This is a genomic window from Gordonia sp. YC-XJ4 (assembly GCF_059511865.1).
In genome coordinates this window covers 105422-130530 of the sequence record NZ_JCAMPF010000002.1, presented here as the reverse complement: position 1 = coordinate 130530, position 25109 = coordinate 105422, and the positions used below count along the sequence as shown (strand labels likewise).

33 protein-coding genes are annotated in these 25109 nt (G+C 65.1%); 13 read left to right on the top strand and 20 right to left on the bottom strand.

The features are described 5' to 3' along the window. Positions 1 to 123: 123 nt before the first annotated feature. A complete protein-coding gene (locus AC5ZH6_RS28420; protein ID WP_496169662.1) occupies positions 124 to 810 on the top strand; it encodes a hypothetical protein in 687 nt (228 codons plus the stop codon). A gap of 216 nt (positions 811 to 1026) precedes the next feature. Continuing rightward, the gene (locus tag AC5ZH6_RS28415; RefSeq protein ID WP_496169660.1) at positions 1027 to 1626 is read left to right on the top strand and encodes a hypothetical protein; all 600 of its coding nucleotides are present in this window, start codon (positions 1027 to 1029) and stop codon (positions 1624 to 1626) included. 10 nt (positions 1627 to 1636) lie between these two features. Here AC5ZH6_RS28415 and AC5ZH6_RS28410 read toward each other — a convergent pair whose 3' ends face one another. Next, the gene (locus tag AC5ZH6_RS28410; protein WP_496169658.1) at positions 1637 to 4306 is read right to left on the bottom strand and encodes a GDSL-type esterase/lipase family protein; all 2670 of its coding nucleotides are present in this window, start codon (positions 4304 to 4306) and stop codon (positions 1637 to 1639) included. 294 nt (positions 4307 to 4600) lie between these two features. Here AC5ZH6_RS28410 and AC5ZH6_RS28405 point away from each other — a divergent pair, with 294 nt between their 5' ends. From AC5ZH6_RS28405 to AC5ZH6_RS28375, 7 genes are all read left to right on the top strand, one after another. Next, positions 4601 to 5176, top strand: coding sequence for a hypothetical protein (locus AC5ZH6_RS28405; RefSeq protein ID WP_496169656.1), 576 nt, complete (start codon positions 4601 to 4603; stop codon positions 5174 to 5176). A 373-nt stretch (positions 5177 to 5549) separates the two neighbouring features. Next, positions 5550 to 5957, top strand: a complete 408-nt coding sequence (locus AC5ZH6_RS28400) for a hypothetical protein (protein ID WP_496169654.1) — start codon at positions 5550 to 5552, stop codon at positions 5955 to 5957. After that, a complete protein-coding gene (locus tag AC5ZH6_RS28395) occupies positions 5954 to 7690 on the top strand; it encodes an SNF2-related protein (protein WP_496169653.1) in 1737 nt (578 codons plus the stop codon). The genes AC5ZH6_RS28400 and AC5ZH6_RS28395 overlap by 4 nt, the downstream gene beginning before the upstream one ends. Continuing rightward, complete coding sequence (locus AC5ZH6_RS28390) at positions 7690 to 8073, top strand: hypothetical protein (protein WP_496169652.1); 384 nt, start codon at positions 7690 to 7692, stop codon at positions 8071 to 8073. The genes AC5ZH6_RS28395 and AC5ZH6_RS28390 overlap by 1 nt, the downstream gene beginning before the upstream one ends. Positions 8074 to 8140: 67 nt before the next feature. Next, positions 8141 to 8656, top strand: coding sequence for a DUF1643 domain-containing protein (locus tag AC5ZH6_RS28385; protein ID WP_496169651.1), 516 nt, complete (start codon positions 8141 to 8143; stop codon positions 8654 to 8656). A 111-nt stretch (positions 8657 to 8767) separates the two neighbouring features. Next, a complete protein-coding gene (locus AC5ZH6_RS28380) occupies positions 8768 to 9202 on the top strand; it encodes a hypothetical protein (protein WP_496169649.1) in 435 nt (144 codons plus the stop codon). 190 nt (positions 9203 to 9392) lie between these two features. After that, positions 9393 to 9809 carry a hypothetical protein gene (locus tag AC5ZH6_RS28375; protein ID WP_496169648.1) on the top strand — a complete coding sequence of 139 codons (417 nt, stop codon included), beginning with the start codon at positions 9393 to 9395 and terminating at the stop codon, positions 9807 to 9809. Positions 9810 to 9863: 54 nt separating this feature from the next. On the opposite strand, the gene AC5ZH6_RS28370 is transcribed toward AC5ZH6_RS28375, so the two are convergent. The 16 genes from AC5ZH6_RS28370 to AC5ZH6_RS28295 all read right to left on the bottom strand — a co-directional run bounded on the left by AC5ZH6_RS28370 (position 9864) and on the right by AC5ZH6_RS28295 (position 19036). Then, positions 9864 to 10115 (bottom strand): hypothetical protein, encoded by a 252-nt coding sequence (locus tag AC5ZH6_RS28370; protein WP_496169646.1) that lies wholly within the window; start codon positions 10113 to 10115, stop codon positions 9864 to 9866. A 275-nt stretch (positions 10116 to 10390) separates the two neighbouring features. After that, positions 10391 to 10765 carry a hypothetical protein gene (locus tag AC5ZH6_RS28365; RefSeq protein ID WP_496169645.1) on the bottom strand — a complete coding sequence of 125 codons (375 nt, stop codon included), beginning with the start codon at positions 10763 to 10765 and terminating at the stop codon, positions 10391 to 10393. Continuing rightward, positions 10762 to 10968, bottom strand: a complete 207-nt coding sequence (locus AC5ZH6_RS28360) for a hypothetical protein (RefSeq protein ID WP_496169643.1) — start codon at positions 10966 to 10968, stop codon at positions 10762 to 10764. The genes AC5ZH6_RS28365 and AC5ZH6_RS28360 overlap by 4 nt, the downstream gene beginning before the upstream one ends. Before the next feature lie 78 nt (positions 10969 to 11046). Continuing rightward, the gene (locus tag AC5ZH6_RS28355; protein ID WP_496169642.1) at positions 11047 to 11295 is read right to left on the bottom strand and encodes a hypothetical protein; all 249 of its coding nucleotides are present in this window, start codon (positions 11293 to 11295) and stop codon (positions 11047 to 11049) included. A 293-nt stretch (positions 11296 to 11588) separates the two neighbouring features. Continuing rightward, positions 11589 to 11801, bottom strand: a complete 213-nt coding sequence (locus AC5ZH6_RS28350) for a hypothetical protein (protein ID WP_496169641.1) — start codon at positions 11799 to 11801, stop codon at positions 11589 to 11591. A gap of 37 nt (positions 11802 to 11838) precedes the next feature. Beyond that, positions 11839 to 12891, bottom strand: a complete 1053-nt coding sequence (locus AC5ZH6_RS28345) for a DUF5131 family protein (RefSeq protein ID WP_496169640.1) — start codon at positions 12889 to 12891, stop codon at positions 11839 to 11841. Positions 12892 to 12894: 3 nt separating this feature from the next. Beyond that, positions 12895 to 13233, bottom strand: a complete 339-nt coding sequence (locus AC5ZH6_RS28340; protein ID WP_496169639.1) for a hypothetical protein — start codon at positions 13231 to 13233, stop codon at positions 12895 to 12897. Then, positions 13233 to 13457, bottom strand: a complete 225-nt coding sequence (locus tag AC5ZH6_RS28335) for a hypothetical protein (protein ID WP_496169638.1) — start codon at positions 13455 to 13457, stop codon at positions 13233 to 13235. The genes AC5ZH6_RS28340 and AC5ZH6_RS28335 overlap by 1 nt, the downstream gene beginning before the upstream one ends. Continuing rightward, positions 13457 to 14587: a DNA-methyltransferase gene (locus tag AC5ZH6_RS28330; RefSeq protein ID WP_496169637.1), complete on the bottom strand. Its 1131-nt coding sequence runs from the start codon at positions 14585 to 14587 to the stop codon at positions 13457 to 13459. Before AC5ZH6_RS28330 ends, AC5ZH6_RS28335 begins: the two co-directional genes overlap by 1 nt. Next, entirely contained in the window at positions 14584 to 15048 is a 465-nt protein-coding gene (locus AC5ZH6_RS28325; protein WP_496169636.1) for an ASCH domain-containing protein, read from the bottom strand. Before AC5ZH6_RS28325 ends, AC5ZH6_RS28330 begins: the two co-directional genes overlap by 4 nt. Continuing rightward, on the bottom strand, positions 15045 to 16847 hold the full coding sequence (locus AC5ZH6_RS28320; RefSeq protein ID WP_496169674.1) for a DNA cytosine methyltransferase: 1803 nt from the start codon (positions 16845 to 16847) through the stop codon (positions 15045 to 15047). The genes AC5ZH6_RS28325 and AC5ZH6_RS28320 overlap by 4 nt, the downstream gene beginning before the upstream one ends. 244 nt (positions 16848 to 17091) lie before the next feature. Next, positions 17092 to 17331 (bottom strand): hypothetical protein, encoded by a 240-nt coding sequence (locus tag AC5ZH6_RS28315; RefSeq protein ID WP_496169635.1) that lies wholly within the window; start codon positions 17329 to 17331, stop codon positions 17092 to 17094. Further along, positions 17331 to 17465, bottom strand: coding sequence for a hypothetical protein (locus AC5ZH6_RS28310; protein WP_496169634.1), 135 nt, complete (start codon positions 17463 to 17465; stop codon positions 17331 to 17333). Before AC5ZH6_RS28310 ends, AC5ZH6_RS28315 begins: the two co-directional genes overlap by 1 nt. 68 nt (positions 17466 to 17533) lie before the next feature. Further along, complete coding sequence (locus AC5ZH6_RS28305) at positions 17534 to 18193, bottom strand: DUF5131 family protein (protein WP_496169632.1); 660 nt, start codon at positions 18191 to 18193, stop codon at positions 17534 to 17536. Beyond that, complete coding sequence (locus AC5ZH6_RS28300) at positions 18190 to 18420, bottom strand: hypothetical protein (RefSeq protein ID WP_496169631.1); 231 nt, start codon at positions 18418 to 18420, stop codon at positions 18190 to 18192. The genes AC5ZH6_RS28305 and AC5ZH6_RS28300 overlap by 4 nt, the downstream gene beginning before the upstream one ends. Positions 18421 to 18589: 169 nt before the next feature. Continuing rightward, complete coding sequence (locus tag AC5ZH6_RS28295) at positions 18590 to 19036, bottom strand: DUF6283 family protein (protein WP_496169630.1); 447 nt, start codon at positions 19034 to 19036, stop codon at positions 18590 to 18592. A gap of 152 nt (positions 19037 to 19188) precedes the next feature. Here AC5ZH6_RS28295 and AC5ZH6_RS28290 point away from each other — a divergent pair, with 152 nt between their 5' ends. From AC5ZH6_RS28290 to AC5ZH6_RS28275, 4 genes are all read left to right on the top strand, one after another. Next, a complete protein-coding gene (locus tag AC5ZH6_RS28290; protein WP_496169629.1) occupies positions 19189 to 19620 on the top strand; it encodes a hypothetical protein in 432 nt (143 codons plus the stop codon). Between the two features lie 113 nt (positions 19621 to 19733). Then, a complete protein-coding gene (locus AC5ZH6_RS28285; RefSeq protein ID WP_496169628.1) occupies positions 19734 to 20177 on the top strand; it encodes a hypothetical protein in 444 nt (147 codons plus the stop codon). 34 nt (positions 20178 to 20211) lie between these two features. Next, entirely contained in the window at positions 20212 to 20823 is a 612-nt protein-coding gene (locus tag AC5ZH6_RS28280; protein WP_496169627.1) for a helix-turn-helix domain-containing protein, read from the top strand. Then, positions 20820 to 22142 (top strand): glycosyltransferase 87 family protein, encoded by a 1323-nt coding sequence (locus tag AC5ZH6_RS28275; RefSeq protein ID WP_496169625.1) that lies wholly within the window; start codon positions 20820 to 20822, stop codon positions 22140 to 22142. The genes AC5ZH6_RS28280 and AC5ZH6_RS28275 overlap by 4 nt, the downstream gene beginning before the upstream one ends. 32 nt (positions 22143 to 22174) lie before the next feature. On the opposite strand, the gene AC5ZH6_RS28270 is transcribed toward AC5ZH6_RS28275, so the two are convergent. The 3 genes from AC5ZH6_RS28270 to AC5ZH6_RS28260 all read right to left on the bottom strand — a co-directional run bounded on the left by AC5ZH6_RS28270 (position 22175) and on the right by AC5ZH6_RS28260 (position 25017). Beyond that, a complete protein-coding gene (locus AC5ZH6_RS28270) occupies positions 22175 to 23566 on the bottom strand; it encodes an AlbA family DNA-binding domain-containing protein (RefSeq protein ID WP_496169624.1) in 1392 nt (463 codons plus the stop codon). 85 nt (positions 23567 to 23651) lie between these two features. Next, positions 23652 to 24611, bottom strand: coding sequence for a DNA adenine methylase (locus AC5ZH6_RS28265; protein WP_496169622.1), 960 nt, complete (start codon positions 24609 to 24611; stop codon positions 23652 to 23654). Further along, positions 24604 to 25017, bottom strand: a complete 414-nt coding sequence (locus tag AC5ZH6_RS28260; protein ID WP_496169621.1) for a hypothetical protein — start codon at positions 25015 to 25017, stop codon at positions 24604 to 24606. The genes AC5ZH6_RS28265 and AC5ZH6_RS28260 overlap by 8 nt, the downstream gene beginning before the upstream one ends. Between the last annotated feature and the right edge of the window lie 92 nt (positions 25018 to 25109).

The following is a 25109-nucleotide window of genomic DNA, read 5'->3' as shown; positions in this document are numbered from 1 at the left end:
CAGCAACCGCCAGTGGACACCAGGAGCCGGGCTTCCCGCCACCGTTCCTGCCTGGCGGGAAGCCCGGCTGACACAATTCATCCCACCCGGCCACACCATCGACAGCACGAGACGCGAGACCCCATGGACGACACATCAGCGTCGCGCCGAACAGGCGACATCGCCCGCCGCGACCAAGACTACAAGCGTGCGAACACCGAACTGCAGGCGCAGATCGGTGCGATCGTCGGACGGTTGGATGCGGTCGGCCGATCATTCAGCGCAATGGACGATCAGGCGGTCACGACAGCCAACGCCGTCCTCGCCGACCTCGAGACGCTACGGGCACGGGCCGAAGAACTCGAGCAACAACGGCCCTACGTGATCAACGTGCCCGGCGGTTGCGGCGTCACCACCGACGCCGCCCTCATCGACCTCGAACGCGGTGTGAGCAGAGTGCAGACGGTGCTCACGCAGCACACGATGATGCGCGCCGGCCGCGAACGCGCACAGCGGCAGACGGCCGCCCGCGCGGCGGTCGAGGAGATCCGCACACAGATCGCCGACCTCACCGCCGAAGCCAGAGCACTGCACGCACGGTACGCGGCCACCACACCTGACAGTGCGGAAGGACTGACAACTCGGATCCGGGCGTACGAACTGATGCGACACCTCGCCGACCTCGAGGACTCCGCCAACACCCACCGCGTGAGTGCCGGCGACATGCCAGCGCATGTCGCTCAGTCGCGGCGCGAGCACAGCGATGACCAACGCCGTACCGCCGACCGTGCGCTGACCGATCTGCGAAAGCAACAAGCCAGTCTCGGCTGACCGAGCGCCCAGCCACGCCGCATCCCGGGTTCGGCCGGCCAGTCGCGGCTGTCCCAGAATCCGCGGCCCGCAGCCACCCGTGCGGCCCGGCGTCGATGACCCCTCGCCACGAAACAGTAGGTGGTGGCCCGCCACCCGCACTGCCGCACCCCCGGCACGGCCCCTCGCACACTGGCATCCGCAACGTGATCCACACCGACCGGGAGGCCACAGCGAATGTCCTGCAACGAGATTCCCCCGACAGCCGACGATCTGAAACGTCAGCTCGACACGCTCGAACAACAGCTCCCGCGCCGCGAGGACTGCCGGTACACCGCGGCCGACGCCGCAGCCGCCGACCGCATCACGACATCGCTCACCGCGCTTTTCTCGCCGGTCACCCGCGCCGCCAACGACGGGCACCAGCATCTGCGCGACCAGTACCAGTCGATCAGCACCGCAGCCTCGCACATTCGCACTACCTACAATCTGCTCGCCGCCCGCCAGGAAGCCCACACCCGGCAGGAGCGCAGCACACACGAGTTGGCCGACGTGGACGACACTTTGGACCGGCTCACACGACGGCGAGAGGAACTACTCGCTTTGCACGCCGCCGCCACCGACGTATTCACCGCCAACGACATTCGGCGCCAAGGGTTCCAGGTGATGCGTGAGACCGCCGCCGCCCGTCGCCGTCGACTCGAGCTCCTCGAACAACTACGGCGCATCACCCCCGCCGACAGCTTCGCCGAAGAACTGGAGATCGACAAACTGGTGCAGCGAGCCAACGCGGGACTGCGCGAGTGCGGGCGCAGTCAGATGCGGCGGGCGAGCTGAACGACACCGCCTACGCCGGAACCCACTTCACCGCAGGTGGTGCCTGCCCGGTCGGATAGGCGATCGCCAAGGCATCAGCGAAGCGGATGTTGCGCTGGATGTAGCCGGCACCGGTGTAATGGATGCCGTCGTCGGACCACCACTCGGCGGGCTGCGCCGCTCCCCGCCAGTCGTAGACAGCGAGATTCGGGAATCGGTCCGTCGCCGCACGAAGGGCGGCGTTGAACTTGTCGACGGACTCAGGGGTGTAGTTGGGATTGCTGGAACCGTGAACTGCGATGGTTGGCCACAACACTGGCTTGCCGTCGGCAGCGGCCATGATGCGGTTGATCCGTTCGTCATCTCCCACCTGGCTGCCGCCGGACACGGCTACCGCATCATTGACGCCCATCGCGATGATCCAACAATCAGCCTTCCCCTTGTTGCTGTTGACACCGTCCACCGCATTGGGGTTGCCGTTGACCGTCTCGGCGATGGACCGGCCGCTGCTCGCGTCCAACGTGACCTCGGTTGCTCCCACCCGCTTCAGTTGGGCGGTCAACCGGTCCGATGCGTTCGGGATCGCTGACGGATCATCGACGGCGACGCTGGTCGAATCACCGATCTGCACCACCCGCCGGCACCCGGTGCGCCCCGGCACCGCTGCTGGTGTTGCGGGTGCGGCGCTGGTGGCGGCTGGTGCCGCCGACGGGGCAGCGGCAGCGGTGGCGCATTGTGCGGGCGGGGCGGACGCGCGGACACCGTCGACGATGCCTTGGGCGTACTTGGTGAGCTGATCGGCGGCGATCGGGCTGGTGCCGCCACCACCACCGGTGGCCGGACCGAACTCGTTGTACACCCAGGGGACGGTGTCCGCCAGAAGCGACATCATCGGAATGTTGCCGCTCCACAACGGATTGCCTGCCGGATCGCTGCGGCCGCTGAACGAATTGTCGCGAACCTGCACCGCGTGGCCCTCCGCGGCGCCGCGGGTCTGCTGGAACTTCGACGCAAACAACTGCGAGCGGGCGGCCGTCTCCTGATTGCCGAACGACACCCGCTTGGTGGTGCCGTTGGCGTCCGGTCCTTCCCGATACAAACCCTGCCGTTGCGGGAAGATGGCGTTGTCGTTGGGGGAGGTGTGAATGGACACCCCGATGACCGCACCAGCCTGCACCGCCCGGTCGACCCGCTGGCGGTAGGTCACTCTTTCGTCGAGTGAATTCTTGGTCAGGACAACCTTGTAGCCGGGGATCGCTTGGAGGAGACGTTGCACGGTCTGCGCGACCGTCAACACATCTTTGTCCTCATTGCCGTTGGACCAGTCAGCCATTCGCACGCCGGTCACCGGGTCGAAGTCGGAGATGACGGCTGTCGAATGCCCCGGATCGACAGCCACCACGGTCGGCCGGCATTCCGTATTGGGTGCCACCAGCTGAGCTGACGGAGCCGGTGCCGGTGCCGGGGTTGCTGGCGGAGCGCTCGAGGATGGCGCCGCCGACGGCGATGTGGTTGCCGACGTCGTGGCGTCTCCGCCGGCCTCCGCGGCGGTAGCGCCCGCATCCGCGGACGTCACGGGCGACGAGGCTCCCGCCGCACCCGCCATCGGCACCGACGACTCCGCCTCCGAGCCGGCCGCCGCCGTCGACGACGGTGACGTCGATCCCGCATCCGCTGCGCTCTGCGCATCACCGGCGTTGCAGAACCCCGCCCCGAACTCGCCCAAATGCTCAGCCAACCAATGCGATACCGACTTCGCCAGATCCATCGCCGCATCCTGTCCGTCGGTAGTTGGTTCCGCCGCCAACGCCACAGACATCAACCCCCGAGGTGTCTGCACCAACGCCAACTGGCGGGCCAAGTACCGCTGACCGTCCGCCGGCCCCCACCCGCCGTGCGTTGCGAGGAACTGGACGTCGGCACTGGACGCGAGGTCCTGCAACCCCCACGCATTCCGCGCCGGCGTTGACTGCCCACCACCGCCGGCCGTCGACACCTGCTCGGCGGTCGTCCCCGCCGATGCCTGCTCGGTGGTTGTTTCCGCAGCCTGCTCCGTCGACGGCACCGAACCCGAGCTCGCGGTGTCGGCGCTGGTGGTCGCCAGCATCGGAGAGGTCACCACCGAACGGTCCGCCGCGCACAGCAGATGCGCACCGAACACCGACTGGTCAGGCACAGCCCACGGCGTCCGCGCCAATCCCGTGTAATCCGACGCCGACTCGACATGAGTGCGGGGACTACCCAGCGACGAGAGGACACCATTGACCTTGTCCGCCAGCCCGCTACCCAACGACTGAATGAGGTTCCCGGCGGCGGTCGTATCACTGGCACCAACAGCCAACTGGATATCCGAGTTCACTGTGTCGCCACCACCGCTGCGCGTTGCGGCTAACGCCAAGGGAAGCCGGATCGTCCCCCAGGCGGGAAGACTTTGCGCGTCCGCCCCAGACGACGTCAACGAGATCGGGGTGCCGCCACCCGCCGCAGTCACCGACAACGACACCAAACCTGGTGTAGAGCGGGTGAATTCAGCAAACTCCGACGCCAGCTGAGACGCATCGGCCTGCGTGGTCACCGCACCGGCGGCGGGCTGCGACGATGTGGCGGGCGCGCCGAAGCTCGGGGCGGCACCACCCACGAGGACAGCAGTGGATGCTGCGGCCGCAGCGACGAACGCAGCGGTGTGCCGATACACACGCATAAGAACTCCCAGGTCAGAAGGCTTCGATGGAACTGAGAATAGTCGCTGAGGCTTGCACAATCGAGCTTCTGGTTCCTGTCGTCGCCGATATCGCTCCGGCCAGATCGTGCCAGCGTGCGCTCAGGACTAGTTGCACGCTCGGTCCGACTGAACCGAGAGGTCCCCTGCAACGATGACCGAAATGCTGGGCCCGGTGAGAGCGGCACCGCGCACGCTGCCGCCAGCCCGAAAAGCGGTTCGTACTGTGAGTACCACCAGAAGAGGCGGATTACACGATCTCGAGGAGGAGCCCTAATGCCATACCCGACATCCGAATACTTCAAGCCGCATCTCAGGGAACTGCTGGTCGCCGCGGTCGACGAAAACGGCTACGCCAGCGACGAGTTGACGCATGTCGACGTGTCCGGACGAATCGACTTGGATTTGGTTGCCGCCGGGCTTGCAGACGCATGTGGCCTGGCGGCCGCGCAACACCGGGAGGATCTGGCAGCACTCTGCGAAGGGGTCGCGCCGCAGGCGATTCAGGACGCGCGCATCGCTCTCCTGGGGATCGGTGAGACGACGCTGTACGACGTTACCGATGCCAATACCACACGCGAGGCATGGGCGAGACTGCTCCAGGGCGCGATGGCCGAGTATGAGGAAGTCGGTAAGAGACTCAAAGCACTCCTTGGAGACAGAGGAGACACCCAGCTGCCAACCGCTACCGATGAGGAGTTGGTCGAGAGGGCAGCGTGGATCGTTCACACGGCTGATCGCCACTCGGTGGGTTGGGACGACCCACGCGGGTTCGAGAAGCGTTCGACGTGTCGTCGTGTCGCCCGCGCTCTGCTCACCGCTGGTCTTCTGCGTCGCAGTGGCGAGAAGTGAACACGTCGGAGGACCGCGCCACACCGCGGGGCCATTGGGTTCGGTGATGACTGCCTACCGTTTTGTCACCCTGACGTGCGATGAGTGCGGGGAAATCTGGGATGGCGGCACCGATCGGACCGTCACACAGGCTAGGCGAGGAGCCAAGGCAGTCGGTTGGAAGTATGACCGCGCCCGTGGCGACACCTGCCCATTACACAATGGCTATTGGCGATCCGATGGAGGCTACTACTACCCGCTCTCCAAAGCAGTTCAAGCGAAGTGACCCATCGGCAAGACCCCACCATCGCGATGGTGGTTCCGGCGGGTCGCATCGTAGCCGACAGCTGAAACTCGTCTTATACGGTGAACCCGTCATCACAGAGAGGATGCGATGAGTGCCACCATCGTTGGCGAGAATCCCCAAGAGTCGCCGACCGCAGCGCAGATCACCGCCATCTACCGCGCCCTCACCGGGCGCCGATACCGGCCGGTGAACGAAACACGCGTCCAACACGACGTCGCGATCGCCCTCGCCGACACAGGCCTTCACGTCGCCGCCGAACACCGACTCAGCAGCCGAGACAGACCCGACTTCATTGTCGCCGGCCGGATCGCCGTCGAAGTCAAGATCAAGGGCTCCACGAACGACGTCCTCCGGCAACTCGCCCGCTACGCCCAACACCCCACCGTCACCGCAGTGATCCTGGCGACGACGTCACGGCGGCTGGCTGCCACCGCGCCAACCACCCTGTCCGGCAAACCTGTACAGGCCTGCGTTCTCCCCGGGGTGGCGTTGTGAACGACACGCTCACATTCGGTGAACTGCGCTACGACACAACCACACCCGCGTCGTGGGTCCTCGACGTCGAACCCGACACAGCGATCGACGCGAAACGCATTCTGCGCCAATGCAAACAAACAGCATCCGGCCCCATCCGAGTCGACGCCACCGACGACGCCGCCCGCACCCTGGACTGGCTGATGATGCGGTGGCCGCTGCGCATGTCGGCTACTGACCGCAGACGCCTCAAGAAAGCGGTCCGCGACCACAAGGCACGTGAACAACGCGTCCGCGACGTGCTGTCCGGCACCGCCACGCCCATCGACGCCGGCACCGATTTCCTCACGTCCCCAGTGCAATTGCGCGCCTATCAGGTCACCGCCCGGGACCTGATCTGGAACACGCGGCGACTGGGCCTCTTCGACGAACTCGGACTCGGGAAAACCTACGAGTGCCTGGCGGTGCTGGCCGACCCGAAGTGTCGCCCGGCTCTGGCTGTGACCAAGACCAACCTGCCGTGGCAGTGGCTCAAAGAGGCCCGCGCAATGTATCCGGACCTCCGCGTCCACATCGCCACGAAAGCCACTCCCTACGACCTCCGCGACGCCGACGGCCGCGACCCGGACCTGATCATCATGTCCTACAGCAAGATCGCCGGATGGCACCACCACCTCGCAGGGCGGGTCCGCACCGTGCTGTTCGACGAAGTCCAAGAACTCCGCCGAACGGGCACCGAAAAATACACTGGCGCACAACACCTATCGCAGAAAGCGCACTGCGTAGTGGGAGCATCCGCGACTCCCATCATGAACTTTTCCGGAGCCGAAACCTTCGCCATCATGGATGTGATCGCCCCAGATTGCCTCGGCACACCCATCGAGTTCGCCCGCGCATGGTGCTCGGACGCCACATACGGTCTCGGACGCCATTCACGGATCACTGATCCCGACGCCCTGCGCTCACGGCTCGAGCGCCGAGGTCTGTGGCTGCGGCGCACCCGCGAACAAGTGGGAATCGAGTTGCCCCCGATCTGCCACGTCGAACAGTACGTTCCCGCCAACACCGACGTCATCCGCAACGCCGAGAACGCAGTCGCCGAAGTCGCTCGACTCATCCTGTCCAACAACGCGTCCCGACAAGAACGGTGGACCGCCGCCGGCCAACTCGACTGGCAGATGCGGCAAGCCACCGGCGTTGCGAAAGCCCCATTCGTTGCGGCGTTCGTCGAACTGCTACTTGCCAGCACCGAACGGATCGTCGTCTACGCCTGGCACCGCCAGGTCCACGAAATCCTCGCTGAAGCACTGAAAGCACACCACGCCCTGCTCTACACCGGAACCGAAACACCCGCCCAGAAACAACGGGCCGTGGACGCCTTCACCAATGGGAACTGTCGGGTCCTGATCATGTCGCTGCGGTCCGGAGAAGGGCTCGACGGGCTGCAAGACATCGCCCACGTGTGCGTCTTCGCCGAACTCGACTGGTCGGCCGGCATCCACAAGCAGTGCATCGGACGACTGGGTCGCCCAGGACAACAGGAATCGACCATCGCCTACTTCGCGGTCACCGACAGCGGCTCGGACCCCATCGTTCTCGACGTCGTCAATCTCAAAGCAATGGACGCCGACTCGCTGGTCAACCCATCCCAGGACGCCCCAGCCGACGCACCCAGCGTCGGCGCCGATCGGATCAACGCGCTCGCCCGCTCCATCCTCGACCGCGCCAACGACACAGAACGAAAGGCAGGGTAGTGGCCACGAGGCCCGCCGACCGCCGACCGGCCGCCGATCAGACCGGCTGGCAGTTCGACGTGTCGTGCACACCGCCGCCGCTACCTGTCCGACCTGTCGGAGAGCACGACGATCTGATCGCCCGCACCGAGTCGATGCTCTCCGAGTTCGTCACTCTCGACGCCGACCACACATCGTGGAGCGATTCGCAGGTGCGTCTCATCGGAGTGGTCACCGACAACGGGTTTCATCATTCGGCGGACACGGTCGCGCCGGTCATCCTGCGGTTGCTGCGCTGGGCGGTGTCCCGGAAGTACGCGGTCCGCGCCGCCGAACCCAATCTGACCCTAGACAACGTGACGCTGACGATCACCGCCCACCGCGGCGCGGCGAACCCGCAATGACCGTCCACCGAGACGACCGCCACGCCCCGGGCAGCGAGCAACCCGTGCACAGCAGAGGGCCACACCGATGACACCTCTCGCTGTGTCCGGGGATGCCGTGATCGACCCGACCGGCCAGTATCGCTACCGCCTGCGCCGCTACCTCCCCGCCATGCTCGACCAGCAGCCGAAAACAGTTCTGTTCCTGATGCTTAACCCTTCCACGGCGACCGCGACGACCGAAGATCCGACCGTTCGCCGGTGCATCGCGTTCACGCACGCCCTCGGCGGAACAACCCTCGACGTGGCGAATCTGTTCGCCTACCGCGCAACTGATCCCCACGAACTGTTCACCGCCGACACCTCCGGACTCGACGTCGTCGGACCCGACAACGACAAGCACGTCGTCGACGCCGCTCACTCGGCCGACGTGGTGATCGCCGCCTGGGGGGCGCATCCTGTCCGCGCCCGCGCCGCCGCCGTCGTCGACCTACTCACCGGCATCGACCTGCACTGCCTAGGCACCACCAAGGATGGGTCACCGCGACACCCTCTGTATGTGCCGCGCACCCAGCACCTGGAGCGGTGGACGCGGCAACCGTAGTCAGCCCACACCCACAGCACCACCGAGCATGTCGGCTAGATACGCACTGCCGCTGCAGCATTGCGCCGGGAACTACCTTCACACCAACCGCCCGATGAGAAGGAAGCCCCCATGACTGATCACGCCACCCTCACCCGCTTCGCCGCCGCAGCCGCCGACGTGGACGCCGCCCACGAGAAGCTGCGCTCGCTGGCAGTGGCGACGTTCCTCGAGGCATGGGACGCACTGAACCTCACGGCGCAGTACTTCCACGTGCACACCCCCGACGGCGGCGGCGACTGCGCATTCCTCGTGTACGAGAGCGTGGACATCGTCAACGGCGAACTCGTTGAAACCTCCGTCCTGGGCCTCGATCAGCGTCTCGATCTCGCCGAAGTACAGATCCACGGCCTGGCCCCGTGGCTGATCCTCGAAGACGCTGCGAACGCTCTGCCGATCGAGGCGTTGTGGAATGCGGCGGAGATCCCGCAGACCGAGGACCTCAACGACGGCGGATGGAATCACACCTGCTCGATCGACCGGCTCCGCGCTTACCACCGCGCCTGACCCCGCGATCCGGGCTATCCGGCAGCCACCTACGCGGCACACCTCCCAGGTAGGTGGCTGAACGCCGCAGCCGGTAAAGTCACCCAAACCCCTCAAACAGAACATCTGCAGGGGCGGCGGACTCGGCACGTGCACGCCACAACACCCAGCGGCGGCACGTTCCGGCCCCGATGAGCAGGAGACACCGCAGTTGGCGCGTAAGAAGGACGACATCAAGGTCCTGCAAACCCTTGGCATGGGCTTCGTCATCCTGTTCCTGATCAGCCTGCCGTTCGCCGGGTGCAGCTTCGTGGTCGACAAAGTCTTCGGCACCCACTGGATCACCCGCGACGCATCCTGCGAGCAGCCGCTGGACGACGCGGCGACCAGTAGCTTCGACGAGGACTACCCCGAGGGCCTGTACGAGGCGCTCGCCGACCACTACGGCTCCGACACGCTCCGCGAAGACAAACTGGTGATGGCATGGCCGGAGCGGGCCCTCGTACTCGAGGACAACGAATCAGACGAGTGGTGGCGCCTGTCCGACGGCGTCTGGCAGTACGACGACAAGTGCAGCGAAGCTGTGTACAACCCGAAGGTGACCGAGCCGCGACCACCGCTCTTCTAGCCGGCAAGCGCCGCGGGGCGCCGCACCTCTGCCGGCGCGACGTGGGCGAGGGAACTACTCCGCAGGCCGCCGGTAGCGGTCGAACATCCCGCGAACATCCTCACGCCCACCGTGTTCACCCATCCACGCCGACCGGTAGCCGACAAGATCGGCGCCGCTGCTCAGGAAGGCAATCTCGTTCATCGCGGCCACATGACGTTCGAGCAACGCCCCGAGATCACCACCACCGCCGACTGCCGCGTCGATTGCCTCGAGCTCGGCGACGAGCTCCGAGAGGCGGCCAATACGCTCTGAGATTGTGGTCATGGTGTGGCCCTCCGTTTCGCCGCGACGGCTGTGTGTGATTGACACCTCCGACACTACGATTGAGGCAAAACTGCTTGCGGCACAGTAGAAGACGGGAGCAGGTGGCCAGACAGGTTATGTGGATCGATCATCACGATCGGAGCATCGTCTGCCGGTCGCGGCAAACCCCTACAGCAGGGTGGCGGGTGACACCACAGTTTTCGCTGAAAGTGCCTGTCCGCTCACGCTGCGGGGCCGGTACCGCCCAGCCGCGAACGCCCCGAGTCTTAGTAGGTTCACTGCACCGCAACGGTATCCGGGTCAAACAGATCAAGCTGCCCCGGTTCCGGTGGGACCACGGCGCACGCCGGAAGGATGAGGTCCTGCAGCCGCAAAGACAGACGACGTGTCAGCTCGCAGTGTTCGCGATCTTCCTCGGCGGTGGGATGCCACCGCTCCCGATAGAGCGGGCTGGATTCCTGCTCGTGCCACTTCATCCCCCGAGGACAGTGACAGGAAGTCGACCAGCGGACCGTCTCAATCGTCAACGCCTGACGAACCGTATCGAGACGTTCGATCACATCCGCGTCGACGCTGGCTGCGAAGCGCGCCAGCTCGCGAGACGTGACCACAGCGAGCGGCGGGGTGTGCGAGTTCGCATTCCACGTCATGGGGCGACGATGCGCCCGTACCCGCAGGAGTACCCCTGTGCCAGCCATTCCGGATAGCGGTCATCGCGGCGACCGGTCGACGAGCCGCACATCGACGCCATCAACTGCCGGACCCCGCGCTGCGGGGCGACAAGACAGTCAGCCATCATCCAGCCACCGACCCCGGCGAGAAGCCACCTCTGGTCGTCACTCAAGTCACCCACGACGAGCCCCCACAAGCGGCTACACGGGCTGCCCAGCAGGCGGGGAGGAGCCACACCAGCGGCATAGTGGCGGCCACCTCAGCAACCCGCCTGCGGGTGGATCTGGTGAGGTCGGGTCGGCCACTGCGAGGGCGGCACCACGCCGGGAGCCGCGACCTCGTACCAGGACCGTGAGCGAAGCATCTGCACGCCAGCCAGTGAGCCGTCACCGTTGACGCGGACACGCACGATCACTGCACCGCCGGACGCCACCTTTTCCAACCGCAGCATCCGACCGAAAGCCGAATCGAAAACCTCTTTGATCTGCCACAGACGGTCGTTCGCCACGAACCGCGCGCCAACCTCAACAGGAACCGGTACATGCGCTGGAGAGCGATCAGAAGGAGCGGGAGAATTCATGATCTAAGCCTCACAGACGACGAAACAGACTGCGGCACTGTCTGACCGGGCGAGTGTCGGCCACCGGTGTCGAGCTGTCCGCCGCCGCGAGGCAACTCGGTCGGACAGCACTACGGGTACCCGGGCGCCGGCACCTGCCAGCTCGCCTGAAGGCAACGAGAACACTGTCCGTTGGCGGTCATGCGCCCAGACTCGTGCCTCCTCGTCGAAGTTCATCGGCCCTACTCCGTAAGCGAGGTCAACACCAGGAACGCCAACTTGTCGAAGTTGATGAACCCAGCCACCGCGACATCAGAACCTGAAGCGGCATCCGGTTCCTCAACGACGTTGCATGAGGAATCCACGCCTTCCCGCAGTGCGTGGCGTACTCGACGAAAGTCAGGGTCGATACTGTAGTCGACAGTCGGATCATAGACTCGTGCTGGGGTATTCATCGTTCTCCTTCATGCGGTCTGCCACCAAGGACTGGCGTCAGGCTCCCTCGGCGATCGGGTACTCATCGAAGGTGCGCCCGTCGAGCGCGCGGCCAGCGCGCTTCTTGCCGACGCGGTACAGGAACGTCGGGTGATGGTGCGGGAAGTCGGCGCGCTGGGCTTCGCCACGCCGCGGACCATCCGGCCAGTCAAGGTCGCCAGCTCGATAGGTGGCGCCGTCGTCGGTCATGACGAGACTGTCGACGCCGTACGGGTACTCGGCCAGCGGTCCCCATTCGCCCCACTGCTTGAAAAGGAACGGCACACCGGCCGTGGAGCACTGGTCGCGCAGCGACCGCGCCCAGTTCGGGTGCATGGGTCGGGCTTTCGGACCGGATTCGCCGCCGACGACCACCCAGTCGAGTCTGCGATCGCCGTGTAGCGGACAGTCGGGGTGAACGAGGAACAGATGCTGCCGTACTCCTAATGAGCCGCCGTCGCAGGAACACAACGTGATGGAATCCAGCAGTGGCTCAGCCGAAATCCACCGCACCGCGGCCGGGGTTTCACGCAGTGCGCGCCAGCGGATGTCGAACCACTGCTGGTTTTCGGCGCTTACACCCAGCCAGACGTTCGGCAGCGGCCACACTTCCGTCGGGACTTCCGGATACTCGACAATCCCAAGTCGGGCCCACATTTCGCGGGCGAACCCCGGATCAGACAGCAGCGAACGCATCCGACCATGTCGCTTCGACAACACTTGAAAAGTGTGTTGCTTCGCCTTTGCCATGACCGCGAACACATCGATGATGTAATCGGCCGGCACGGCATCGTGAAAGAGATCGGACTGGGCGTTGACGAAAATCCGCCGCGGTCGTTTCCATCGCAGCGGCAGATCAAGCCTGTGCGGGACGAGGTTGACTTGCCCGGTCCACTCCCTGCCGGACTCGGTCCCTGAATACGGTTCCGACACTTTCGGATTAGGGTTGGCCTGCATCCGATGCGCGGTCCGGATCGCATAGCAGTTGTCGCAGCCGGGCGATACCTTGTCACAGCCGATGACGACGTTCCAAGTCGCATGGGTCCACTCGATCTTGCTGTGGTCGGCCATCACTCACCACCCCTCGGGTGTGTAGACCACGGTCAGCGTGTCGCCGTAGGCGGTCTTCGCGAAAAGGATGACGGTCCGACTGGGAACCGGATCGCCATTGCATTGCCACCCCTTATGGCGGCGAATCCAGGCCTGGGGGCCATAGAGCGGGCTACCCGACTGATACACCACCGATCCGGCCGGCAGCAGTTCCAGCTCCTCCACCGTTGTGATCTCACGGGGCGTCAGCCGCTCAATCTCGGTGAGGAGTTCGGGTGCGTGGTCGAGCGCGACGTGTCGCGCCATCTCTGCTGACCGCGTGGCCATCTCGATGTCGCCGCGGATTGCGTCGAGGTCGACCATCACGCCTCACCGTCATTCGCCAGGAGGTCGCGGTGGGCCGCGCGGAACTCGTCACCGTGCTCGTCGATCCACGCCTGCGTTGCGTAGTAGCGCCCTTCTGTGGACGAGACGCCGTGCCATCGGTTGCGCCACGTGCCGTCGGTGAGGAGGTAGGCGCTGATGCCGTCGTAGACGCCGGGGATGTCGACAGCGACCGCGATGTCGTCGGTGGTGAAGTCGGCCATCACGCGCCTGCCTCGAAGTCGAGGGTTGGTTCGGCCAGCCGGGTCCTCAGCGACAGGTCCAAGGACTCACGGCTCAGGTCGATACCGACGTACCGGCGACCGTGGCGAGCGGCAGCCAGACCGGTTGTGCCGCTGCCCGAGAACGGATCAAGCACCCGGCCGGCCGGTTTGCATCCGGCCTTGACACAGCGCTCGGCCAACGCGACAGGCATGACGGCAAAGTGAGCGCCGGTGAACGGCTGGGTCGGGATAGTCCACACATCACCTGGGTTCCGGCCGTTCGAGTGTGTTGCGAAGTTGCTATCGCCCTGCGCATGGCCTGGATCGATACCTCGTCGTGAGGGCGCGCCTTGTGCGACCCTCTGGTCCCACGTCCGGCCCGGACGGTGCTTCGGCTTCTGGCCGGGCACACCCTGCTCCTCGCGGTCCCACGTCAGTGCGTCAGAACCCGCCGTGACCATCGACTCCCGGATTGGATCAAGATCGAACCAATAGTGCGATGACTTGGTGAGCATGAAAACGTGCTCGTGCTTCTTTCCGAGACGGTCAGTAACGCTCTCGGGCATACCGTTCGGCTTAGCCCAGACGATCTCGTTGCGAAGCATCCAGCCGTCGGCTTGGAGCGCGAAGGCGACTCGCCACGGTATCCCCATAAGGTTCTTCGCGGGCGGCGCACCAGGCTTGATGGCCCCGCTGCGCCTCACCTGCTCGCCGTAGGCGTCGCCGCTGCGAAGGGTGGCGTGGAGGTCTGGGCGCTCGATCTTGTGGCCCTGGTTTCCCCATGATCCGCTGTAGCTGTCACCGAGGTTGAGCCACAGCGTGCCGGCGTCGGTGAGTGTTCGCCGTAGCTCCCTAAAGAGCAGCACGAGGTGCCCGACGAACGCGGCCGGTGTTGGCTCTAGACCCAGTGGGCATCTCATCGCCGGTAGCTCGATTGGCTGCGCGCCGGGCATCGACACATACTCCATTGCTGCCCAGTCGGTCGGCTCGACGCCGTAGTCGCGCAGACCGAAGTAGGGAGGTGACGTCACGATGCAGTCGACCGATCCTGAATCGAGTTGCTGCGCAACGTCCAGTGCGTCACCGAGGTAGAGCGCCACGGTGGCGTCGACGTAGTAGGGCTCCATCACGCCACCCCCAGCTTCTCGGCGACGTCGACCGGCGGGGTCCACAATCCGAGCGCGCCCTTGCACGCGATAGGCTCGTCCAACGCTCGCGGGTTCTCGAGAACCAGGTGGGTGACAAGGCGGCGCGTCCGGCCACCGGCTTCGGTGTACGACGACTCACCCCACGGACGGCAACACCCGGTGTCGGGGTGCACATCCACGAGGTCGACGATGCCGATGATCGCGCCGCGCTCAGTCCACGCCGGTGGGGTGATGATGCTCGAGTCCCAGCATCCGGGGCCTGTGCGGCCTGTCGCGGCCTCCTGTACCAGCGGAGAGTCCCAGCCACGATCTGAATCGCGTTGCCCCGCATGGATGGCGAGTGGGCCACGGTAGGAGGACCAGTTTGCGGTGCGGTTCTCGATCAGCTTCCCGCCGTGGATGATTGCCCACGCCCATGGCTGCTGGACTGTTAGCGCTTTCATGCTGCTCTCCGATCGTTGTGGAGGACTGCGTAGCAGCGGCTGCCGATCCACTGCCCGATTGGTGGGGAGACTGCGTTGCCGAACCCGTCGACCTGGGCGCGGGGCTTGCCCCACACCACAAACGAGCCCTGATGGTCACCGAAGGTGACGTCGAAACCACACCCCCGGCCGGTCTCGTGGGCAAACATCATCCGGAAGTAGCAGTCGTAGAGATCGAGGTCGGCGAGGACCTCACGCCACTCGGCTGTCACCAGGGAGGTGTTGTTGCCGGACACACGCGTGTCGATCGGGACGGTCCCCGGCTGCGCTGACGGGACGTCTCCTCGAGAGCCGTTCTGTTCGACCCACCCGGAAAACAGCAGCGATTTCGCGTCACCAGCGGTGACCGTGCCCAACGGTGCGCTGACCGGATGTGCCCGGTACTTCGCTTCATCGATCGAGCCGTTGTTCTTGATCACCCCGGCCGCGGTCAGTAGTCCTGGAATCTGATCGGCGGTGACGGTCGGCATCGATTCGGCGTGTGTGGTGGGAGTGGTGTTCTTGCGGAAAGGGATAACGCCGGAGGAGAGGACTCCGACACCGTTAGTGGCTGTTTGCGCCCACAGCGGCTGATCGAAGCTCCGGATGCGGCAGTTGGATCCGGGACGCTCGAAGGTGTTTCCGGCAGCCATCATGATCCCGCCGGCCGCGAGGAGAGCGGTCTCTTGCCGCGAGGTCTGGGTGGACGCCGGTTGGAAAGGGTGACGTTCCGCGCCGCGATCAGCCTTGGCGGGCATCAGGACCGCGGGGAACTCCGAGAACTTGGCGAGGCATCGCTGTGCTCGCGCGAGGGTCGCGGGAGCCAGCGGTAGACGCACAGTTCGGCCGTCGACGACAAAGTCCTTGAGCTTGCGGTCACCGATTTTCGTGCCGAGGTCGGTGAAGTCGATCGCATGCACCGCCGGGGTGGCAGGCGGCATGACCGCACGCCGGCAGCGCGGGCAACGGTACTCGTACTGTCGGCCGTACCGTACCGAGCCGGACGGCGGCACGGCTGTTTTCCATGACCAGACGGCCTCCACGACGTCGTCGCATCGATCGCACCACGACAGGGGACAGTGGTCGAGGTCGGGCGCGGGAAGTGCTTTGTCCCAGAAGACGATGTAAAGGCGGTCTCGGCTTTGAGGTACTCCGAAGAACATGCTGTTGAGGCGCAGTTCCCGGTGGCGGTAGCCGAGGTTCTGGAACTGCTTGAGCCACCACCGGTAGGTGGTGCCGTCGCCGATGGTCTTGCTTCCCTGGATGAGTGGGCCCCACGATGCCAGCTCGGTGGTGCACTCGACGATGATCATCCGTGGATGGTGCGTGTCGGCGTAGTGCAGCACACAATTCGCGGTTGCGCGATCCTTTTCCGAGCGGGTCACCCTAGCGTCGTAGTCCGGGTCGTCAAGATCAAACAAGCTGAGACCCTGCTTATAAGCCTTCTGAGTATTGGCTTGAGAATGATTGACACAACTAATTCCCGCGACAAGAAGGTCGGCGGCGGGAAGGTCGCGGGCCGAGTGATAGTCTGAGCGTTCAGTGTCGACGAGGTCGGCCACCCAATGCTCTACATGCGGATGATTGCGTTCGTGTACTTCTACCTTGTAGCGATTATGGTTTGCCGCTAAAAGTGTTGTGAAACCGGCAGCTTCGATGCCCTGTGTGAATCCTCCGAACCCTGAGAACAGGTCAAGGGCGGTCAGATCGTCGTGGCGGAATCGGCGTCGCCGCAAGGCTGGCCTGTGCTCCGCAACGCTACTCGCAGTGCCCTTTTTCATCGTCGGCAATTTCCTTTGTGTCCCGGTATCGGAATGCATGATTCGGCGGTGCAGATTCCGTCGATGGTGGCCTCGGGTTCGAAGCGTTTGATTGCGTCGAATAGGACGGCGTCAACGCCTTCGTGGAGAAGGATTGTTGTGCTCATAGTTCCTCTCCGGCGTAGATGAGGCGGTCGGTGCGTGAGGCAAGTCGGTGTAGGTGCCGGTGACGTCTCTGCATGAGATGACGGCGCCCGCTCTGCCATCACAGGTCCCGGACGTCCGCGACAGTGACTCCGGCGCAGACTCGTAGCCAGCCGGCCATCGCCTCGAACTCGCGGACATCACGCTCGGGGTAGAGCTTCCGTAATCGGACTTGCGGTATCCACCATGTGGGCGGCCCGGAGTTCACCTGCACATACAGGCTGTGGTTGCGGCGTATGCGCCACCGCCAGACGCGCACCACTGAGCCGTCGACCTTCACTGCCCTGAGTACGTCGGCCATCACTCTCCTCCTGCGCCCAGTGACTCAAGGTGCCATCGAGCAGGAGCATCACCGGGGTCGGTGTGCGGGTGGTCGTCGAGCTCCGGGTATTCCTCGAAGATCAGATCGGTCATCGAGTCTGCTGTGTCGCTCATAGTTCCTCGCTCGGGTAGACGAGACGTCGTGCAGATGTTTCGGGAACACCGTCGCACAGCCTGGAATGTCATTGCGGCACAGTCTGTGCGAGTGGCAGAACTTTCGTGGCGTGGGGTTCGTCGTCCCAGATGTGGCCGTCGAGTAACCGGTCGCCGGTATCACCCCATCCGTCGAATCGGAAGGGCACCGAGTGCTCCACGCACTGGTCGCGTAGCGATCGCAGCCAGCCGAGCTCTCTGCGTTCGGGGTGTCGGTCGCGGCCGCTGGCCACGACCCAATCCAGAGCACGGACATCGTTCCGTGCGCACAGGGTGTGTAGTGTCAGCGGCCCGCGGAGAGGTCGGGCATCCATGTATCGGGTGATGGCCGGGGTGTCGAGGAGCAGCGGCATCTGTGTTGCGCCGCGCGGCTGGCTGTCGACCCGCGTACCTAGACGAAGGTTGGTCAGAACCCGGTAGCCGCCGAGGCTTGCAGCGGCATGGTGGCCGACGGAATAGGTGTCGACATACCACCAGAAGTGGCTGTCGCGGAGAAGATTCCGGGCTCGCCCGCAATGAGTTGTAGTGAGTTCGACGATCGTGTCGGGGTGGTCCTGGATCGCGGCGAACGCTCGAGCGATGTCGGGGATTCGGTGACAGCTTGCGAACAGGTCGTCACCGCCGGCCACAACGACTCGGCCGCGTCGGCGACGACCGAACGGGTGGGGGAGGCGGGCCTGCCCAGTCATTGCCGAACTCCGGCGAACACATCGGATGGCGCCGGGACTTCGGCGAGGCCGGGCAGCAGCCGGGCGGGAATGCCCATGTGCTTCGGCGAACACACGCCGCGGGCACTGACGAACATGCCGTCGTGGCGGCGGGTGGTGGCCACTGAGTCGGGATAGCCATACGGCACAACGCGCGCACCGACGGGGAGGCTGGTCAACGCATCGACGCTCGAGATCAGGTCAGTCATGGCGGCGCTCTTTCCATTTGGCTACGCGCTCATCGTTGCACCCCGGTTTCCGGGGCAGCGGCACTCAGCCAGGGCGCTCGGCCGGCGGGAGCCCGGACGGCGCGGTCGCCGGCCCAAACCCACCGGCCAGCCCGCGGGATGCAGCGTCAAGCGGTGGGGAGAATAACCGTCAGAGCGTCAGATCCGGGCGCCGCCGTTCGATCTTCGCGATCGCTGCCCGCGCAGCAGCATCGGGTTCGGCGATCCCGCTGACACCGTGTGCTGCGGCGTCGCCGCCAGTGGTGAACAGCGCCGCCGGTGACGCGTAGTCGAGGCAGGCCACGAAGGTCGCGTCGTCGATCGCACCGCAGATCACGGCGAGACGCAAAGCCAGCAATTCCTCGCCGTGGCAGCCGACCCAGCCCGAACAGATGCGGGCCTGCTCGCTCGCCCGCTCATTCTGGTGGCACAAGAACAGGGCCGCCGGTTGCGACGCCGTGTCGCGGTCGTAGGCGGGTAGCTTGGCGTACTCCTCGGCAGCCCACACACCAGCCGGGACATCACAACGATAAGGGCAACTGGCGCACGGGCGCGGAGCGGGCGACCGCACCCGCCCCTCATTCGGATCGCTCACCATCGGGGTTCCTCCTCCTACAAGAATGCGACACCGACGAGCCAACCACTCGACGTAAGTGGCTGCGGCACAACCGGAACCTACTTCGCTGCCGCACCTACAGATGAGTAAGTACAGAGTCGCACACGAACACACAACAGAGGAGCGAAGATCTCATGAGCACGCGATGCATCGTCGGAATTGACGACAGAGGCGGGAGACAGGGGCGAATCGTCCACTGCGACGGCAACCCCGAGGCAATGCTGCCTGCACTGGCGGCGTTGATCGGGCGCGACGGCTTCACCACCGCCACTTCCACCCTGCTCGCCCACGAATGGCATAGCGTCCGACCCGACCAGGCAGCGGACGATCCGACCCCCTTCGGTGAGGTAGTACCCGAATACGGCGTTCGGGTGCGACCGGAAGAGATGTCGCGGTGGACACCTGACGGTAAGGAGCCCTACGAGCCGACGATGTGGAGCCTGCTCGATCTGCGCGACGATCGCGTCGATGTCGACTACGCCTTTTTCCTCCACAAACAGCGCGGCGTGCAGATCTTCGAGGCGCACACGAACTTTTACGTTCCACGACGTCTACCGCTGCCCTGAACGGCCCCGACAGAGACAGATGGCGCCGCAGCTCCGCACGGACCGGAAAGCCAGCGGAAATCGCATGGTCATGCTGAGAGGCGAGGTTTCACCTACCGGAGGAGCGTGACGAGATGGGCACATCGGGAGTTGTGGGCGCAGACATCGGAATCGGTTTGCGCGGCCGACGGGTCGCCTACGACGCCGACCCGAACATCATCGTCCCGGCGTTGCGCGGCATCCTGGCGGTCAACGGGTTCACCGCAGCCGCTCGCACGCTACTGCGCAACGACTGGGTGTTCATCGATGACACCACCACCGCCAACTACGTGGCCGCCGGCGGAGGAACAGCGATCCCGGGTTACGGGGTTCCCGTCGACCCGCACGCCGATCCGGCGATCAACCACGCGCCGGCCTCGAGCAGATTGTGGCAGCCCGTCGACATCGCCGACGGCAGCGTCGACGCGGCGTACGGCTTCTACATTCACCGCGACGGCTCCCTCACTGTCCAGGAACGTGCAGCCCACACCATCTGCCGCATCACACCGGACGACGCCCGGATGATCGAAAAGCTCTGACTGACAGTCGAACTAAGAGAACGGAGTACCCCCGGTGCTTGACATTGCCACCATCGGCGACCCCGCATTGCGAGCCACATGGACACACTTCCGAGAGGTGCGCGGATGGGATGACGATCGGATCGCCACGCACCTCGGAGTGGCGGCCGAATCGGTGGCCACGCATCGTCCACGCAACCTCCGCCAACGGCTGCTGCCGAAGGTACAGCGGCTACACGATCGGGGGCTCGGGTCGATGGCCATCGCCCGACGGCTCGGCGTACCGGTAGCCACGGTGTCGCGTTGCAAGCACGATCTGGGTATCCCCGTGCAACAACGCCGCCGCGAGTCCAAGCCGGATCTGGAGACCCGCGCCCAGGTGCGCGCCCTGCACGACGCTGGCCTCGGGTTGAACGCGATCGCCGAAAGGATCGGCATCAGCCGCGCCAGCGTGTACCGGCACAAGAAGGCACTCGGGCTGGTTGAGGGCCGCAACCTCCAAGACGTCGTAGAACAGGCTGCACAACGCCGTAACCGCGTCGCCCAACTCCACGACGCAGGCATGACCACCCGGCAGATCGCCGACCACCTCGAGGTGCCCTTCGCCACCGTCAAGAGCGACCTCCAACGATTCCGCCGCGACACCCGCGACACGCGAGCCGCATGAGCAGCAACACCACCACTGCAGACACCGCCGCGGACAGCGGCCGCTCCCCGCGAGGCCGGCGCCGCCCCCCAGTCACGGTGTACCTGCAGTCGCCGGCCGCGCGCACCGCGTCGATCGCCGCACTCCTACTGAGCGCCGCACTGTTCGTTCTGCTGTACCCCCGCGGACAATGGCCGCCGTACAAAGTCGACTTCGACGTGTATCGCACTGGCGGACAACTGTTCCTGTCCGGCCACCCGCTCTACGACGGAGTCCTCACCCTGCAGGGCGACTTCCACATGCCGTTCACCTACCCGCCGATCGCCGCAGTACTGTTCGCGCCCTGGTCGCTGCTGCCGCTGTGGCTGGGCGCGATGACCGTCACCGCCATATCCGTGGGATGCCTGCTGATCACGATCCGGCTGGTGCTCAGCCGGATGATCGACCGCCCGGCAAGCGACTTGTGGTGGCTGGCAGTGCCGCCCACCGCCGGGTGCCTGTGGCTGCAGCCGGTCGCCGACACCCTCAACTACGGGCAAGTCAACGTGCTGTTGATGATGCTGATCGTCATCGACGGCACCCTCGGATCAGGCGCACGCTGGCAAGGAGTGCTGACCGGATTGGCGTGCGCGATCAAGCTCACCCCGCTGGTGTTTCTGCTGTACTTCGCGTTACGGCGGGAGTGGCGGACCACCGTACGAGCCGCGGCGTCAGCCGCCGTGTTCTCCACGCTGGGATTGGTTCTTGCGCCATCGGACTCGGTGAAGTACTGGACGACAACACTATTCGAAACCAACCGGATCGGAAGTCCGGTCTATTCGCAGAACCAATCCCTTCGCGGAGAGCTGATGCGGCTGCACATCGACTCCAGCGTGGTGTGGCTGTTGTGCGCGGCGGTGGCGGCTGTCCTGATCCTGTGGGTGGCGTCGCGGCTACTCACCGCCGGCGCCGACATGGCTGCGCTCATCGTCGTCGGCTTCGTCGCCTTGTACGCCTCACCGGTGTCATGGGACCAGCACTGGGTGTGGGCGGCGCTGATCATCCTGGTGATGGCGTGCTGGGCCGTTCGGCCAGGCGGCCCGCTGGTGTGGTGGGCGTTGACGTCGTCAGGGGTGGCGCTGCTGATGTTGGTGCCTCACAAGAAGGTTCCCAACCGCAACGAGATTGAACTGACCTGGGCGTGGTGGCAGCACATCCCCGGCAACGCCTACCTCCTGTGGGGGATGCTCACGCTCCTCACGATCGGTGTTCTCGCACCACGGATCCCCGCCGACGGAGGAAGCCCGGCGGCCAGCGGCACGTGCAACGCGCAGCCGCACGAGGTGCGTGGCGACCTATGAAACACGGGGGCTGTCACCGGTCGAGCTTTCGATCAACTCGCCGGCGGAGCGAGGTGTTCCTGCAACCAGTCTCGGACACCCGGTAGCCCCGAATCCGAAAGCGTTAACTGGGAGTTGCTGGTGCCAAGATCAGTGAAGATGTGGGGTTCGTCAACCCCGAACTCCGCGAAGATATCGGACGCAAGGAAGTAGGCGGCTGCCGCTGCATTGCGGTACCTGTCCGTAGTTGCGTCGGCAATCCCGGTGGTGGTGTGTACCGCGGTGGTGACAGGGGACAGGTGAGCACCCGACGGCAGTTCGTGGGTCAGGTGGCCCACCCTCGGCCGCGGCCGCGGTATGCAAACGCCGCCGTTCTGGCGGCCGGCGCGCTGGGTGAAGTGCAGTTGGGCCCGTATCTCGAGCTCGCCGGACGCGCCGGTGTCGATGGCGTGGTCGATGAGGAAGGTGATAGCAGTGAACAGTGTCCATTCGATGCGGTCGGTGGGGATCACGACTGCGTTGGTGAGCGCACTTGCGTTCTCACCGGTGGCGTCGTCGATCACCGGATGCTGCGGTAGGAATCGCAGTCTGGGGGAGAGGTAGCCGGCGCCCTGGTGCCCGAGTTCGGCGGTGATATCGGGGGTGGTGAAGATGGTGCGTTGCCGCCCCGGGCGTACGCGAAAATTCTTGTGCAGCGGCACGAATTCGATGTCGTGGTTTGGTATCGAGGTGCGGTTATTCCACTCGGTGAGGAACTGGGTCTCGGCGTCGCGCGCATCAGGACCGTGAGGTCGAGATCCACGATTCACGGGAACCACCGCGACCGACAGCGATGCCTCGGTGTCGAGACCCCGGCTGGTCGCAAACCCGTCGTCGTGGACGCGTTCGAGCGCTGCGGTGAGATCTTTGCGACTGGCCTGGCGATCGCGGTAGCGGGTCGCCACCTCGAATTCCTTGAGGTAGCGGGTGTCAGCGCCGTGCCGCACTGGATACAACAGGGTGTTGCCGTTGGGGCCGTCGGGGGTGCAGGCGTGGGGCGCGTCTCGGCTGGGTTCCACCGAGATGATCACAAAGTGTTCAGTCGTTCCAGGAAGGTCTTCCGTCTGTCGGACAGTGATCCCGCTAAGAAACGGCTGGATGTGGGCTGCGGCGGCCGATCGAATCATCTTCTCTATCTCCGCCGCCGAGTCCTCGGTAGGTAATGCCCGGGCGGCCGCGTGGCCGTCCTCGTCGACGCCGATCACGATGACTCCGCCACGATGATTCGCCAGAGCGGTGAGGTCCTTAGCGATCTCTGCGCCCCGCCCCCTCCGATAGGGCTGTCGTTTCCAATCGAGTTCGTCGTTCTCCACGACACGGTCCTCGATTGCTTGCAGGATTTCAGCGACACCGATATCGGCGACGGGTACACCGAAGATGCCATGCAGAATCGACGAGCTCACCATCCACTCATCCTGCCACCAACAGTGCTGGCCGCCGACAGAGGAAGGCGCCCATCACAAAACCCTGATGGCGAACGCAAAGACCAGGTCACACAGCGGTGGCGTGCTGAACCCAGCGGGTACCGCCTTTCGGCAGCAGGCGCATATCGTCGGCGACCATCAGCGCCGGCGACAGCACCGCATACTCCTCGGCGATTCGCGCCCGGTTCACCGTGTTGGGGATCTGATACGCCAACACCCGGTTGGTGGGATACAAGTCCAGGACCCGGTCGTCGCCGTCGTAGGTGAGCAGCCAGTGACAGGCGGACCCCGCGAGCGCAGACGCCAACCGTGCGTGGTCGTCGATGGTCATTCCGTTGGCGTACAGTCGGTTTCCCTGCACCAGATACGGTGGGTCGACGAACAACATCATTTCGTCTTCGATTCCGACGCTGCCGTCGAGTTCCCGGATTTGTTCGATGCCGTCGCCTTCCATGACCCGGATTCTGTCGCCGAGCCGGTGGACGACGTCGATGCGTTCGGCGATGCCCTCGCCATACCACCGTGACTGCAGCGTCCACCGTCCGCTTTGATGTTTTCCGCCCATCGGGCCGACGATGGCGTTCACCATGCCTGATCGGGAGCACCGGTTGAGGATGAGCGCGGCGAACGCCAGCTCGGTGTCGTCGACCGTGTCGCCAGCCTCGGCGGCGGCCACTGCCTCCTGGGCGTGCCGCCACAGCCCCATGCTGGGGGTGGTAGTGCGTACGGAGGCTGCCAGCTCGGCGCCGTTGTGTGCGGCGGTGCGCCAAAAGGCTGCCAGCGCCGGATGTTTCTCGGTCAGCCACAACTCGGAGATCGTGTTGTCGGCGAGGAGGTGAAGGCCGGCGCCCGCGCCCCCGGCGAACGGTTCGCTCCAAATCTCGATGTCCATGGGGCTCATCTGCGTTTCCCAGATGGTGGTGAGCGCTGCACCCATGCGCGCTTTCCCGCCGGGGTAGCGCAGCGGGCTGATCCACCGCCGCGCCGCTGGCGCCGTCGCCGCCGCGGTTGCTGAGGTTTTACGCATGGTCGGGAGGTGTGTCGTCGATTTCCCAGCGGGTTTCGCAGACCCAGCGGCGGATGATGGTTGCCGGGGTGTGAGGACCACGCCACCGGTGGATGGTGGCGGCCGATCGCTCGGCGGCGCCGCGGGTTCCTCGTGCCCCGTCGTGGAGTTCGCCGGTCTCGGGGTCGGTGGTGCGGATCCCGTATTCGATACGCGGAACGTTGGGCCGGGTCGGGTCGTACACGACGAGGACGTCGACGTCGAAGGTGTTCACGTCGGCGAGGGCAGTGCGCTCGGGGGTGGGGCGGAACCATTGCCCGCCGTCGAGCTGGGCGAGACCGTGAACGGTGGCGGTGGTAGGGGAGGTGTACCGGTAGTAGATGACCGTCCCTGGCGGGTAGGTGGCTGCGACCTCGGCTGGCTTCATGAGCAGTGTCCTGCAATCGGATTCGGTGGCCTGATCATGGGCAGACCGTAGCGAACAGCCGACCGGGCGGGCGGCAGTGATCGCGTCGAGTC